The sequence below is a fragment of the Paenibacillus agri genome, assembly GCF_013359945.1.
GTDB lineage: Bacteria > Bacillota > Bacilli > Paenibacillales > Paenibacillaceae > Paenibacillus_AQ > Paenibacillus_AQ agri.
In genome coordinates this window covers 56,422-70,328 of record NZ_JABWCS010000215.1, presented here as the reverse complement: position 1 = coordinate 70,328, position 13,907 = coordinate 56,422, and the positions used below count along the sequence as shown (strand labels likewise).

Sequence of the window (13,907 nt, the reverse complement as noted above, 5' to 3'; positions counted from 1 at the left end):
TCCGAATGGAGGGATATTAATGAGTGAAGTTCATAAGAATCATATAGAATCCAAAACGGAACAAGCCACCTTCGCAGGCGGATGCTTCTGGTGCATGGTATCCCCTTTTGAGGAGCTACCGGGCATTATCGACGTAGTCTCAGGTTATACCGGCGGCCATACAGAGAACCCTACCTATGAAGAAGTATGCTCCGAAACCACGGGCCACGTAGAAGCGGTGCAAATTACGTTCAATCCGGATATTTTCCCATATCGCAAGCTGTTAGAGCTGTTCTGGCAACAAATCGACCCTACCGATGAAGGCGGACAGTTCTACGACCGTGGAACTTCGTACGGCACAGCGATCTTCACCCATTCCGAGGAACAACGGGCTGAGGCTGAAGCTTCCAAAGCCGAGCTCCAGGAGAGCGGCCGCTTTTCCAAGCCCATCGTTACTCCTATACTTCCAGCGTCCAAGTTCTACCGGGCTGAAGAATACCATCAAGGCTATCACCACAAGAACCCGGGGCATTACAAACGCTACCGCACTGGCTCCGGCCGGGATGCTTTTATCGAACAACACTGGTCCCATAAGGAAGATAAGGAAAGCTTAAGAGAACGTCTGACTCCACTTCAATATGAAGTGACACAGAATAATGCGACAGAGTCGCCTTTCCGCAACGAATTCTGGGATCATCACGGAGATGGCATTTATGTAGATATCGTATCCGGCGAGCCGCTGTTCAGCTCTGAGGACAAATACGACTCCGGCTGTGGCTGGCCGAGCTTCACCCGTCCGATCCGCGATTACTCCGTCAAAGAAAAGACCGACCTCAGCCACCTGATGGTCCGTACGGAAGTCCGCAGTAAAGAAGCCGACTCCCACCTCGGCCATGTATTTAACGACGGCCCCGGCCCTAACGGTCTGCGCTACTGCATCAACTCCGCTGCACTGCGGTTTGTGCCCAAAGAAGACCTTGAGGCAGAGGGATACGGGGAGTACCGGGTGCTTTTTCAGCAAGCTTAATTAGCGGGGATGGTATTGGTAAGAGCATGCGTTCGAGCACGCGTTAGAGTACGAGCTTGAGTACGTGTGTGCGTTTGAATAATGAGCAGCAACTAAAGACTTCGACATATAAGTTCAGGAGCCACTACGCTGTTTATACAACACCGTTAAATACGAATAGCTGACCTGCTATTGTGCTCCTCACAGTAATATCAAAGCCAAAGACAGAGCCGCCAAGCTTCACGGAATACGTGAGACTTGACGGCTTTTTTGGATCTTGAAGTGTAAGCTTTTAATGGAATTGGTCGTGAATATTTTCCACTACTAGTGCTCATCACTAATTCCCGTTACTCACTTCTGACTTTTACCCAAAAGATACAAGATGATCATGCTCCGCGCTGACGGCTAACTGGAAATTCTCCTGTTAATTCAAACATTTCTCCAGATATTCACACAATAACAGGATTATCTCCTGTTAATTCTGCCTGATTTGAATTTAATCGCATAATCGGGAGAAATAGCAGGATTTTTTCCTGTTATTCCCTAAAACCTAACGATCCAAGGCAAAATAACGGGACTCCGTCCTGTTATTTTTCAAGTGAACACTGCCTAGGCTTAATCACCTCAGCCGCTTTACTGCTTGATCTCCCAAACGACTAACTCTGCTTTGCTGCTTGGTCTCTAAATTACTTATTCTGGTTGCTCAACACTGTCTGCTCGGACTGCCTTGTTCGCTTACAACGACTCTGGTTATTCTCATCAGATTGTTCTAAACGAATTTTTTCTTTCAACAAACGCAGTACCTTCTACCTCCACTTAGCTTCAGCAACAAATGAAGCAGGTTCGCGTTCCATGTACAAATTTCTCACCCGCATACATTACTTTTTATCACGGTTACCATTCTCACGGTCATCCACAGGATCAGCCCCGACCTGTGGCGCTTGCACATCTTCCGATTGTGTCTTCTCTACCTTAAGCTGCGCCTGGTCTGCTTTCGCCTGCGTCTGGTTTGCTTTCGCCTGCGTCTGTTTGATCTCCGGTGACGGCTGCCGGATTTCCGGCATTTTCTCTTGCGTCCGCCCCGACTGCCGGTTCGCTTCCCGAATCAATTGAGATTGTTCACTCTGCCGGCGCTGTCTTCTTCTGCGATAAGCGAAGACGATAATCAGAACAAGCGCTGCACCGATTAATATTGGCAAAGCACCGGCCAGGATCACCACAATCCACTGAAAGGTAACAGACAACGCATTCAAGCTGCCGCTCAGGGCCTGAGATGCGCGTGTACCGAGTGGATCCTGACCTTTTTTCTTCATCACATCAAGGCTTTCGTCCGTTTGGTACAAACGTAGCTCTACAGTTGAAAACGAAACATTCTGGTCAATGTAACGCATTCTCCCTTTGATCCGTTCAATCTCCTCCTGGATGGAACCCAGTTCGTTGGCAAACGCGACAAGGTCAGCGGGCTTGGTCGCTTTTTTCATAAATTCAGTATATTGAGCTTCCATCATTTGCTTAGCCTTCAGTCGGGATTCAAGGTCTACGTATTCTTCAGATACATCCTGCCCCTGAATACTACGCTGGAGTTTCGCATGCTTCACTTTTTCAAGATTACTCAAAAAAGAGGAGAAGCCAGATGCCGGTACCTTCATAATAAAAAGTGCCACCCTGCTCATATTCAGACATATTCTCGTTGAACTCGATAATATAGCCTTGGGCAAGCGTCACCATGTTGCGAACCTCAGTCTGAGCCTTAGCGTAGTTATCCACTTCCATGTTCAGATTGGCGCGATAGATCAGCTTCTTGTTCAATCCAGCTACTACGTCACTGCCTGTAAATCCGGCACCAGCCTTGCCGGTATTTAACGCTGTAGAATCTCCTGCGGTGACCGAACTACCGTCTTCTGATCCGCCCTCGGCTTTAGCGTCCGAATCAGCAGAAACATTAGACATAGACTTGTCCGCCATCTCAGATTTTTGTATCAGCGCCTCACTGTCAAATTTACTTTCAGAGCTAGCCGTTCCCGAATCCGCAGCCATATTACTGCTGTTCTTGTCAGCCGATCCGCAACCCGTGACGACAATAACCAAAATCAATAACCAAATCCCATACAACCCCCATTTTCGCATCGCCATACCCCCATAATTTAGTAGAATACTTCTTTCTACCCAGACGATTCCAGAAGCTGGAATGTTGCATGTTATTAAAAGTTTTGCATAAAGTGATAAAGAGTCCCAGTAAAAACAAAAACAGAAGCATCCTGATCAGGATGCTTCTGTTTGCGAACAGTCACTTTGTTTGGTACAATTACGGTGTCTTGACAGACAAATAACACCAAAAAACCCTTACATCCATTAGGATGAGGGCATGGTTCTGTTCGGACAAGCTCCACCTTGCCGAGCAGCAGATTCCATTTAACGATGCAGTCATTTTACTAAAGGGGAGGTGAACCCTTATGGCAAAAGACGTAATCTGTGAAGTCAACTCCTGCACCCACTGGGCAGAGGAGAACAAATGTCAGGCTGATTCCATCTTTGTTGCTTTCCATAGCTCCAAGGAGCCAACACGTGCGGAAGAAACAGATTGTAAAACATTCGAGAGCAAGTAAGTTTACCCGGAAGGAACCCTCCACGGTTCCTTCTTTTCTCATTTATTTTATCAATAATGAGAATTATTATCAAGTGTATCGATAAAAAAAGAATATACAATAAAGAAGTTGTCCTAAAAGCCGGAAGACGTGGACACACCCTTTGCAGTCTACACAACCTTACTTACTGCTGTATGCTCTTGCTTGTATACAGCATGATCTTGTTTGCATGCAGTAGGCACTTGCTTATCTACTGCTTGCTTCTGCTCACCTGACGCATTCTCTCGCTTATCTGCTGCTTGCTTCTGCTCACCTGACGCATTCTCTCGTTCGCCACTCGATTGTAACTGTTCCTCGCCCACTCCATGCCCTTATTCTCCTGCTGTGCCCATACTCGCCTTCCCCTGCGCCCTTGCTCACCTACTGTATGTTCTTACTCACCTTTCCCACGCCCTTGCCCCCTGCTATATGCGCTTCACCCTCTTTCCTACGCTCTTGCTCTCCTTTTGTATGCCCTTGCTCACTTCCTGTTTAGCCTAACTCGAGTCAGCTAAAATAGGCTGAGCGAAACCGAGCGAATTCTAGCTCCCCAATAACAAAAAACCAGCAGGTCTCCCACGAAGGGAGCCTGCTGATTTTCTAGTACATATATTCATAGCTTACAGCGCGGTATTACACTTTGCTTGGGCTAGTCTTAGCTCTTGCGATCGCAGCGGCCTCAACCATGTTGCGCAGGGCGCTTTCAGTTTCTGCCCATCCACGGGTCTTGAGTCCGCAGTCTGGATTGATCCAGAACAATTCTGGCTCCAATACACGCAGAGCGCGGTCGATGTTGACTGTCATTTCCTCTACAGCTGGGACACGCGGGCTGTGGATGTCGTATACGCCAAGGCCGATGCCTTTATCGTAGTCTTGCTCCTCGAAGCTCACGATCAGTTCGCCATGGCTACGGGAAGTCTCAATGGAGATAACGTCAGCATCCATATCGGAAATAGAATCGATCATGTTGTTGAACTCGCTATAGCACATATGCGTATGAATTTGAGTCGTGTCTTTGACATCGTAGGTAGAGATACGGAACGCTTTAACCGACCAATCCAGGTAGTGCTGACGATCTTCTGGCTTCAGTGGCAGACCTTCACGGATCGCTGGCTCATCCACTTGGATCATCTCAACGCCAGCATCTTCCAGTGCCTTCACTTCATGACGCAGTGCAATCGCGATTTGGTTCGCTACTTCTTCACGGCTCAAGTCATCGCGGACGAACGACCAGTTCAGGATCGTTACCGGTCCAGTCAGCATGCCTTTTACCGGAAGCTTGGTGCGGGATTGTGCATAGACGCTCTCTTTAACGGTCATTGGCTCGATGAAAGCAACGTCAGCATAGATTACCGGCGGCTTCACGCAGCGGGAGCCATAGGATTGCACCCAGCCGTTGCGGGTGAACAAGTATCCAGCCAGCTTCTCACCGAAGAATTCAACCATGTCTGTACGTTCGAATTCACCGTGTACGAGTACATCCAGTCCGAGCTTCTCTTGGAAAGTGATGACTTCGTCGATTTGATCACGGATATATTGATCATAACGCTCTTGGTTCCATACACCTTTGCGCCATTTGAGACGAGCTTGGCGAACTTCTGGTGTTTGCGGGAAGCTTCCGATCGTTGTTGTTGGCAGCAGTGGCAGGTTCCATTTCTCCTGCTGTACTTTCACACGCTCTGCGAATGGCAGGTTACGGTTTGCAGGAAGTTCAGCCAGCTTGCGCACTTCTGCAGCGATATCTTCACGGCCGCGCTCAGGCAGGGCACGGAAGGTAGCAAGTGCATCGCGGCTAGCTTGCAGCTCGGCAGCAACAGCATCACGGTTTTCCAGTGCAGAGCTGATCAGCTTCAGTTCTACCAGCTTCTCGTTCGCGAATGCCAGAGCGTTCTTGATTACGGATTTAACCTTGTCTTCGCCTTCTACGGTTACCGGTACATGCAGCAAGCTGGAGGATGGTTGCAGGAACACACGGTCCAAGCTAACATGAGTCGCCAGTTTGTCCAGCAATGCCAGCTTAGCATCCAGATCGGAGCGCCAGATGTTACGTCCGTCGATGATACCAACGCCGAGAATCTTGTCTTCCGGCCAGCCCAGACGCTCGATGGATTCGAGGTTTGTACCGCCATCGTGTACGAAGTCAAGACCCAGACCTTGTACAGGTAGCTTAAGAAGTGCTTCAAGCGGTTCAGCAGCTTCGAAGTAAGTTTGCAGGATGATGTTCAATCCAGGCACAGCTGCAGCGATTTCTGCATAAATCGTCTCAAGCAGGCTGATATCTTCATTGGTAAGCCCGGTTACTACCGCAGGCTCGTCCACTTGTACCCATTTCACGCCTTCTTGCTTCAGCTCTTGAAGCAGTTGCACATATACTGGCAAGAAACGCTTCGCGATTTCAGCCGTTTCAGATGGCTGGAAGCCTTTGGACAGCTTCAGGAAGGTGTAAAGGCCGATGACAACCGGCTTGCCTTCGATACCGGCTTGCGCTTTAGCAAAACGGTAAGCCGCAAGTGGCTTGTTCTCAGTCAGACGCGGCGTTTGGTTGCCGATCTCTGGAACGATATAGTGATAGTTCGTGTTAAACCATTTAGTCATTTCGCATGCAGTAGCTGTAGCGTTACCGCGAGCCATTGCGAAGTAAAGGTCCAGTCCGATGTCTCCGCCATCGTATTCATACCGTGGAGGTACAATTCCGAACATTACGGCTGCATCCAGCACGTGGTCGTAGAATGTGAAATCATTGACCGGAATCAGATCAATACCGGCTTCTTTTTGTGTTTGCAAATGCTCGAGCTGGATTCTTTCCATTTCGGAACGGAATTCAGCTTCATTTTTTTGGCCGGACCAGAAGGTCTCCAGGTTCTTTTTCCATTCACGGTTTTTCCCGATTCTCGGGTACCCGAGGTTACTTACTTTTACTGTTTGCGTCATTCCTAGGTTCCTCCCTTATCTCACTAATAATCTATATGCGTCATGTTTTATACCCAAAAAAGGCGTCTCTCCCTGTAAGAAGTCAGAGGGAAAGACGCCCTAGTATTATACATACTGGTAGCTGGTCTAACACCGTCCTATCTTCCGTAGGTAAAGCTGTGCTGTCGAAACAGGCAGGTCTCCTGGCTGCGGCGTCTACATCTTCAGCCGTCTTCCCGAACAGCATATGCTGCCAGTGACGAGGGTCGCTGAAGACTCTTCCGTTACAGTGGCGGGACCGCGTCGGTCTTGCACCGAACTTCCCTATTAAGCCATCCGGTATGTGGGTATCCGGCAGGCACCTGTATCCGTTATTCAGTTTCGGGAATGAATATAACGTCATCATACTGGAATACCAAGTAAACCGCAATAGATTATGAGTGTAGCAGTTATACGGAATCCTTATAGCCAGTTAGAAGAAAATAATATACACCACTGCCGCCAGCACAATTCGGTAGATCGCGAAGGGCATCAGCTTGACCCGATTGATCAGTTTCAGGAAGAAACGCATCGATATTAGCGCGAAAATAAAGGCACTTATGAAGCCAGCGATGAAGAACGGCAAGGACTCCACCGTGAAGTACTGCCAGTTCTTGATTAGGGAGATTAGGGTAGCTCCGGCCATGACCGGCACGGCCATAATGAACGTGAAGTCAGCTGCTGCCCGGTAGCTCATCCCCAGCAGTACGCCCCCGGAGATGGTGGAACCGGAGCGGGAAAAGCCTGGCCACAGGGCGAAGCACTGCATCAGGCCAACGCCCAGCGCCTGCTTGTAGGTCACTTGATCGACCGTTTCGGTCTGAACCTTCTTCGGGGCGAAACGATCGGCACAAATCATAAATACCGCACCGATGACAAGACCAATCAATACGGTTGCCGTCGAAAACAGATGGTCATCAATGTAGTTCTCTGTCAATACGCCAAGGACTCCGGCAGGAATGAGACCGATCAGCACCATGCGAAGCTTTAGATGCCCTTCACCGGCAGGCAGCTGTGTCTGTCCATCCGGCACAGGCTGCATTTCTTTGCGGCTGAACCGCTTCAAGCCCAGCAGATCAATAAATCTTTTCCAGAAAATCACTACAACCGCCAGGATCGAGCCTAGCTGAATAACTACTTTAAATGTATTTGCCGTATGTTGGCCCAGAAATGCCTGTGACCGCAGCCACATATCATCCACAATAATCATATGACCAGTAGAGGATACGGGAGCAAACTCGGTTATACCTTCGACGATGCCAAGAATAATTGCTTTAATAATCATGAGCAGGTCCATGTTAAATCCTCCTTAAATTCATCTTCATAGCGTCATCATTCGAATGCTTCCATTCCTACTTCTACTTTCGAGCCCAGGCCTCCACTTCAAACGTTCTAACTGCGTGCGCTTGCTCTCTGCCTCCGTCTGCGGAAATACAAGAAAGCCAGCAGCATCAGACCGCCTGCAATGAGGACATAGACAATGTTTGAGTAGACATCCATGTAACCGGCAATACTCTCCCAGGATTCACCGAGAGCAGCCCCTACCAGCACCAGAAGCACGTTCCACGCAAGCGTTCCTATGGCCGTGAACAGCATGAACACGCCGAATTTCATCCCCGACATTCCGGCTGGGATCGAGATTAGGCTACGCACCAGCGGAATCATCCGGCAGAACAGTACAGTCCAATAGCCGTACTTGTCGAACCACGCATCCGCTTTGCGTATATCACTTTTGGTAATGCGAATCACCTTGCCCCAGCGCTCCACAATCCGTTCCATCCGGTCCACATCCAGCATTCGGCCAACACCGTACAGAATGACTGCGCCCAGCAGCGATCCGCCCGTTGCCGCAAGAATCACGCCAGTAAGGGTCAGCCCAGAGGTGGTCGTCATAAAACCGCCGAATGGCAGGATAATCTCCGAAGGAATCGGGGGAAATATGTTTTCAAAGGCCAGCATCAGAAAGATGCCTAGATAACCGAATTGTTCCATAAAATCTGTAATCCATGTTTTCATGCTTTCGCCTCGCATTCAGATGAGATTTTTCTTCAGATTGCGCAGGTAGCGGCTGCGGATGAAGAAGAAGTACAGCACCTGGGCGGCAAAATAACCCGCCAGAACCGCTCCTGTCTCGGTCACGATCGACAAATAAAATAAACGTTGCAGGGCAATGAATGCAAACAGACTGTGCAGAATCGCCAGTCCAATCGGCACAAAAAACAACAGCGACAGCTGAACAGTCACCATCCGGTCTAGTTCCTGATCAGTGACACCCATCTTGGCCAGGGTGGAATATTGCAGACGATCATAATCCAGATCCATGTACAGACGGAAGTAAAGAAAGCTTCCAGCTGCAATGAAGAAGACGGTACCCACAAGCAGAGAAGCGAACAGCATTGTACTGTACAGAGTCTTGTGGATCTCAAACAATGTGCCGCTGACTGCAATGGCATAGGGATAATCAGCAGTGTATGCCCTCTTGCCCTTGACGGAAAGATCGGCCGCGATTCCAACCGTTTGCAGCAAATCTGCAACATAGAATCCCGTGTACCTATCAGTCTGCACGGGGCGGATAGCAGTATACAGCTCATCGCTAACCACAATGCCGCTAAAGTCACCCCCGTCAACGCCGTCCAGCGCCGGGAGCAGATGGTTCGCAATCGGTAATTCCTCGGTGTAGCCGATCTCCCGAATTATGCTTCCCTGCCGCAGGGTATATGTAGCCTTGACCCGCTCACTCGTCAGACTGCGGTCCCGCTGAGAGCCGATCATGACCAGCCCGTCGTGACCTTCAAGCGGCCTTTCGGACGAACTGAATCCAGCCTTCATCAGCGCCTGCTTATAAAGACTGTAGGAGATCAGGGGCAGCAGCCGCGTCCGATCCGGCCCAGTCTGCGATTCCACCTCTGCATATTTAATAGGGATGCTAAGTGTATCGAAGATCAGGCCACGGCCTGCGAGCTCCCTGCGAATGCTGTCCAGGTGCTGTTCTGTTTCTGCCGCGTCCTCCGTCCCCTTAGCCACATAGCCAACAGCTGCCGGGTAATTAAGCTTCAGTTCCCGGGTCAACGTCTGAATGGAAGCAAATACACCAACAGAAGTGAATGACACGGCCGAAATAATCGTGATAATGAAGAACATGCGTCCGTTCTCTCTCCAGCGGGATGACAGGCCAGAGAGTGCGATGAGGTTAATCCGATGCCAATAGAAACGCCGTGTTCTCTTCAGTAACTTCACAATGTAGATGCTCAGTTGGGTGTAGAACAGATACGTTCCAATGACAGTAATGATCACGACAGGGAACATTATGACATCTACCAAAGCCGCGCGCACTGTGGCGGCCATAACGTAACCAGCGATCAGGAAAACTGCTGACAGCAGCACAAGCACTACAGAGATTTTAGGTTCTTCCTCATGCTTGCTTTCCCCTTGGAACAGCGGCATCGGATCTTCAGGGCCAGTTAGCGCAAAAGTACAGAGCGAGATCAGACCAAACAACAGCACAAAGCTGCAAATGGTCAGCACTGGGGCCTGCCAGGGCAGATGAAAGGAAAGCGAATGAATGCCCAGGAAGCCCGAGCCAATCATCAGGAACAGCTTGCCAAGCAGTAAGCCCAGCCCGGTACCGGTGAAAATTGCCGCGCTGCCGATCATCATATTTTCCAAAAAGACCATCAGGTGCAACTGCCGCCTAGTCATCCCATGCATCAGTAGAATGCCGAATTCCTTCTTGCGGGATTGCAGGAACGAACTCACAGATACCAGTACAAAAAGGGAGCAAAACACAAAAATGGACCCTTCGGCGACCATCATCGTCTGCGTTGCAGTACTGAAAATCAGATCCTTGGACAGATCCGGGTGATAAATAAACAGGGCACACAGAAAGAAGATCATCACGGAGAACGAGCTGCTGACAAAATAGGCGGCATACTTCCGCTTGTTACGAATTACATTTCTATAAGCGAACTGCCGAAAGGTCATGGCCCGCGCCTCCCAGAAGCGACAGCATATCAATGATATTCTGAAAGAAGGCGGCTCGGCTGCTGCCCCTGTACATCTCACTGTGGAACCGCCCGTCTTTGATAAAAATCACCCTGTGACAAAAGCTCGCAGCCACGGCATCATGTGTAGCCATCAGCACCGTCGCTCCCTCCGAAGCATTGATCTGCTCCAGCATACCCATCACTTCGCCCGATGTTGTGGAGTCCAGATTGCCTGTAGGCTCGTCGGCCAGAATCAGCGCAGGCCGGTGGATCATAGCACGGGCGATCGCCGTCCGCTGCATTTGCCCGCCGGAAATTTCGTACGTCCGCTTCTTGAGCAAATGCCCAATGCCAAGCGCTTCTGATACCTGTAGCAGCCTACTTTCCATCTCTGGAACAGAGACACCGGCCAGTGTCAACGGCAAAATGATGTTCTCTTCCACGGTGAGCGTGTCGAGCAGATTGAACTGTTGGAATACAAAACCCAGCTCATGACGGCGGAACAAGGCCTTCTCTTGTCTGCTGAGCAGATTAGGGTCTCGTCCACCAATCGAAATCTCACCGGAGGTCGGTTGATCGATGGTGGCGATGACGTTCAGCAGGGTCGTTTTCCCGCTTCCTGAAGGGCCCATAATACCGACGAATTCACCCTTTTCCACAGCAAACCGGATATGATTCAGCGCTTGCGTGGACACTTGGCCCTCATAAATTTTGGATAAATTATTGACTTCAAGTATGGGCAAGTGCCGCCGCTCCTTCCGTGGCCTGGAATGCTTCTATTATACAAACACCTCTCAGGCGCCAGCTATTTGTGAAACTTACAGTTACCTTACACAATTGTAAGGTGGTTAGAATACAATCCGTACCGTTGAGCCTTTCCCTACCTCTGAATTGATGCTGACCTCATGACCGAGCTTGGTACAAATCTGCTTAACCAGGTATAGCCCCATCCCGGTGGATTCCTGAAAATTCCGGCCATTTACGCCAGTAAAATAAGGGTCAAACACCCGCGGCAGATCGCCCGGCGGAATGCCTACCCCTTCATCACGTATATCCAATACTACCCTATTATTCAGTATATAGCCTGTTAAATGAATGACTGCGCCCTCTTTTACTGTGTACCGGACAGCATTTGTAATGATTTGGGTCAGGACAAAGGACAGCCATTTCTCATCCGAAGTCACAACAATATTGTCCTCTACCATAATAGAGGGATATACACGGCTACGAATGAACAGTCGCTTCTGCTCTGAAGTAATCCGCCGCAGGACTGTCTGCAGTTCCAACCGCTCCACATAGAAATCATGCTCGAACGTATCCAGTCTTGCTGTATATAGCACGGTCTCCAGTCCTTTCTTCAGACGATCAAGCTCGTCTCCAATCGCCGTGAAAGGGGGCCCATCCTTGTCTTGAATGATCAGATGAATGACGGACAACGGGGTCTTCATGCCATGAACCCATTGATTGATGAAATGAATATGCTCCTCCAGCTTGTGGCGGTAGCTGTGCAGATCATTTTTATAGAGGCGGAATTGATGGGTTAACAGCCCGCGCAAGCTCTCAGCCAGCGGCGTATCCTGCGACGGGCCACCTGTCTCGTCCAGCGTGGAAGGCCGTGCCGTCATCCGTTCGTAGAAGGTACGGTTGGAGATGTAACGGAAACCGAGGTAGGCAATCAGCAGACAAGTGCTGAGGATATCAGCATATAGACTAACACTGACCGCGCTACCTCCATCCAGTCTGTAAACCAGTGTAATGACAGCTAGCTGGGTCAGATATACGAGGATTAATGTCTTTTGCTCCCGTAAAAATAGTTTCACTCCCCATCCCCCCAGTTCGGTGTCAGCCGGTAGCCTTGACCCCGCACGGTCTGCAGACCGTCATGGATCTCCAGCGCCGCTAGTTTTTTACGGACCCTGGTAACGTAGACGTTAAGCGTGTTGTCATCGACAAACACCTGATCATCCCATATCTTCTCAAGCAGGCGGTCACGGGTGACGATGGCCCCGGCTTTTTGCATCAGCTCGTCCAAAATCTTGACCTCCGTATGACTGAGATCCGTCCGATCGTTGCCCCGGGACAGCACCAGCCGTTCCACATCCAGCGTCAGTCCGGAAACGGTAAGACTCCGTTCATTAAAGTTGCCCGCGAAAGTACCGTAGGCGCGCCGGAGCTGACTTTTGATTTTGGCCATAGCAATCTCATAATCGAAGGGTTTCGTAATATAGTCATCCGCACCGTTCTCCAGTGCCATCACCTGATCCATCTTGCCCGCTCTTGCCGAAATGAACAAAATCGGGCAGGTAGAGATGCCACGAATCTGGCGGCACCAGTAATACCCGTCGAATTTAGGCAGGTTGACATCCAACAGCACCAGATGCGGAGCGAACGCCTCAAACTGCTCGCGCACCGTCTCGAAATTATGCACGGCCTGTGTCTCATAACCGAATTTATGCAAGTAGTCCTGGAGCAACGACACCAGGCCCTGATCATCCTCAATAATGAATATTTTAAACATTCTAATTTGCGCCTCCAATGACCCAGACCTCTTGACCGGGGGTCTGCCAACTAATATATACAGCACCAGGGACGTACGTCAAATTCAGCTCTTTAGTATACGGTGCAATTACATTCTATGGTATCCTATAACCATAAGTAAAATAATGGAATATCGTTTCAACAATAACTGGATTGGAGCTTTAGGGATATGAATGCAATGAAAGCAAGTAAACTTATACTGTTCTTGGCATCGCTGGTTGTGCTGCTGGCTGGCTGTACGTTTGAGATGATTCAGCAATCGGATGATACATCGCTATACAGAGGACAAAGCTTAAATCTGGCGGTCATTGGCGATCCGCCGATCGTGAGAGAAAAGCATGTGACCTTCACTGAGATTACTTTTGAGGATTTGAAAAGAGGGGCTGAGCTTGCGTCCCATTACGACGCCGTCTTTATTATGAAGGAGCATCTTCGCGAAGCCGCCGAAGGCCAATATGCGAAAATGTACGGGGAGACGAGGCTGCCCATCTTTTTCGTGGAATCCAAGCAGCCCGCCGCCTTTTTTACTCTCGAGGATGTGGAATACGGCACTTTTGCAGACATAAATCCTCATATGTATATTTCAGGCTTTCTGCTGCACCCTGAAGATCAACCCGGCGGAGATCCACCAGTCATGGCGCGTCAGGATTGGGGGATTACACTTGACATAGTGAATAGTACGAACATCAAGGCTGCGTATTCATGGGTATTTGAAACGATTGCCTCCATCAATAACGAAAGAACAAAAGAGCGACCTCACCGGAAATCCCCCGGTAAGGCCGCTTTTTCAACATAAACACAGCTTCACAGACTTTCTTACCGGCCGTC

The 13,907-nt window shown here is 49.6% G+C and carries 13 protein-coding genes and 1 riboswitch; of the genes, 3 read left to right on the top strand and 10 right to left on the bottom strand.

All coding sequences use genetic code 11. From position 1 onward, the window contains the following. Positions 1 to 19 precede the first annotated feature (19 nt). Positions 20 to 1,006, top strand: a complete 987-nt coding sequence (gene msrA, locus HPT30_RS19515) for a peptide-methionine (S)-S-oxide reductase MsrA (RefSeq protein ID WP_175373004.1) — start codon at positions 20 to 22, stop codon at positions 1,004 to 1,006. Positions 1,007 to 1,863: 857 nt separating this feature from the next. On the opposite strand, the gene HPT30_RS19510 is transcribed toward msrA, so the two are convergent. Together HPT30_RS19510 and HPT30_RS30465 are read right to left on the bottom strand one after the other, a co-directional pair. Then, positions 1,864 to 2,634 carry a DUF4349 domain-containing protein gene (locus HPT30_RS19510; protein ID WP_175373003.1) on the bottom strand — a complete coding sequence of 257 codons (771 nt, stop codon included), beginning with the start codon at positions 2,632 to 2,634 and terminating at the stop codon, positions 1,864 to 1,866. Further along, entirely contained in the window at positions 2,594 to 3,112 is a 519-nt protein-coding gene (locus HPT30_RS30465) for a DUF4349 domain-containing protein (RefSeq protein ID WP_175373002.1), read from the bottom strand. Before HPT30_RS30465 ends, HPT30_RS19510 begins: the two co-directional genes overlap by 41 nt. A gap of 326 nt (positions 3,113 to 3,438) precedes the next feature. Here HPT30_RS30465 and HPT30_RS19500 point away from each other — a divergent pair, with 326 nt between their 5' ends. After that, positions 3,439 to 3,591 carry a DUF1540 domain-containing protein gene (locus HPT30_RS19500; RefSeq protein ID WP_175373001.1) on the top strand — a complete coding sequence of 51 codons (153 nt, stop codon included), beginning with the start codon at positions 3,439 to 3,441 and terminating at the stop codon, positions 3,589 to 3,591. A 149-nt stretch (positions 3,592 to 3,740) separates the two neighbouring features. Here the strand turns inward: HPT30_RS19500 and HPT30_RS19495 are convergent, their stop codons facing one another. From HPT30_RS19495 to HPT30_RS19460, 8 genes are all read right to left on the bottom strand, one after another. Then, positions 3,741 to 3,932, bottom strand: a complete 192-nt coding sequence (locus HPT30_RS19495; RefSeq protein ID WP_175373000.1) for a hypothetical protein — start codon at positions 3,930 to 3,932, stop codon at positions 3,741 to 3,743. Between the two features lie 310 nt (positions 3,933 to 4,242). Then, positions 4,243 to 6,540: a 5-methyltetrahydropteroyltriglutamate--homocysteine S-methyltransferase gene (gene metE / locus HPT30_RS19490; RefSeq protein WP_175372999.1), complete on the bottom strand. Its 2,298-nt coding sequence runs from the start codon at positions 6,538 to 6,540 to the stop codon at positions 4,243 to 4,245. 155 nt (positions 6,541 to 6,695) lie between these two features. Further along, positions 6,696 to 6,900: riboswitch (cobalamin riboswitch) on the bottom strand. Between the two features lie 91 nt (positions 6,901 to 6,991). Then, positions 6,992 to 7,855, bottom strand: coding sequence for an undecaprenyl-diphosphate phosphatase (locus HPT30_RS19485; RefSeq protein ID WP_175372998.1), 864 nt, complete (start codon positions 7,853 to 7,855; stop codon positions 6,992 to 6,994). A 95-nt stretch (positions 7,856 to 7,950) separates the two neighbouring features. Further along, on the bottom strand, positions 7,951 to 8,574 hold the full coding sequence (locus tag HPT30_RS19480; RefSeq protein ID WP_175372997.1) for a DedA family protein: 624 nt from the start codon (positions 8,572 to 8,574) through the stop codon (positions 7,951 to 7,953). Between the two features lie 15 nt (positions 8,575 to 8,589). Further along, complete coding sequence (locus tag HPT30_RS19475; RefSeq protein ID WP_175372996.1) at positions 8,590 to 10,539, bottom strand: FtsX-like permease family protein; 1,950 nt, start codon at positions 10,537 to 10,539, stop codon at positions 8,590 to 8,592. Next, the gene (locus HPT30_RS19470; RefSeq protein ID WP_175372995.1) at positions 10,514 to 11,284 is read right to left on the bottom strand and encodes an ABC transporter ATP-binding protein; all 771 of its coding nucleotides are present in this window, start codon (positions 11,282 to 11,284) and stop codon (positions 10,514 to 10,516) included. Before HPT30_RS19470 ends, HPT30_RS19475 begins: the two co-directional genes overlap by 26 nt. Positions 11,285 to 11,389: 105 nt before the next feature. Further along, complete coding sequence (locus tag HPT30_RS19465; RefSeq protein ID WP_175372994.1) at positions 11,390 to 12,361, bottom strand: sensor histidine kinase; 972 nt, start codon at positions 12,359 to 12,361, stop codon at positions 11,390 to 11,392. Then, positions 12,358 to 13,059 carry a response regulator transcription factor gene (locus tag HPT30_RS19460; protein WP_175372993.1) on the bottom strand — a complete coding sequence of 234 codons (702 nt, stop codon included), beginning with the start codon at positions 13,057 to 13,059 and terminating at the stop codon, positions 12,358 to 12,360. The genes HPT30_RS19465 and HPT30_RS19460 overlap by 4 nt, the downstream gene beginning before the upstream one ends. A gap of 198 nt (positions 13,060 to 13,257) precedes the next feature. Here HPT30_RS19460 and HPT30_RS19455 point away from each other — a divergent pair, with 198 nt between their 5' ends. Beyond that, on the top strand, positions 13,258 to 13,875 hold the full coding sequence (locus HPT30_RS19455; RefSeq protein WP_175372992.1) for a hypothetical protein: 618 nt from the start codon (positions 13,258 to 13,260) through the stop codon (positions 13,873 to 13,875). Positions 13,876 to 13,907: the final 32 nt, after the last annotated feature.

Bases quoted from the DNA above. Each gene is read 5' to 3' on its own strand.
- msrA (WP_175373004.1), top strand. From the start codon at position 20: ATGAGTGAAGTTCATAAGAATCATATAGAATCCAAAACGGAACAAGCC.
- HPT30_RS19510 (WP_175373003.1), bottom strand. From the start codon at position 2,634: ATGAAGGTACCGGCATCTGGCTTCTCCTCTTTTTTGAGTAATCTTGAA.
- HPT30_RS30465 (WP_175373002.1), bottom strand. From the start codon at position 3,112: ATGCGAAAATGGGGGTTGTATGGGATTTGGTTATTGATTTTGGTTATT.
- HPT30_RS19500 (WP_175373001.1), top strand. From the start codon at position 3,439: ATGGCAAAAGACGTAATCTGTGAAGTCAACTCCTGCACCCACTGGGCA.
- metE (WP_175372999.1), bottom strand. From the start codon at position 6,540: ATGACGCAAACAGTAAAAGTAAGTAACCTCGGGTACCCGAGAATCGGG.
- HPT30_RS19485 (WP_175372998.1), bottom strand. From the start codon at position 7,855: ATGGACCTGCTCATGATTATTAAAGCAATTATTCTTGGCATCGTCGAA.
- HPT30_RS19480 (WP_175372997.1), bottom strand. From the start codon at position 8,574: ATGAAAACATGGATTACAGATTTTATGGAACAATTCGGTTATCTAGGC.
- HPT30_RS19475 (WP_175372996.1), bottom strand. From the start codon at position 10,539: ATGACCTTTCGGCAGTTCGCTTATAGAAATGTAATTCGTAACAAGCGG.
- HPT30_RS19460 (WP_175372993.1), bottom strand. From the start codon at position 13,059: ATGTTTAAAATATTCATTATTGAGGATGATCAGGGCCTGGTGTCGTTG.
- HPT30_RS19455 (WP_175372992.1), top strand. From the start codon at position 13,258: ATGAAAGCAAGTAAACTTATACTGTTCTTGGCATCGCTGGTTGTGCTG.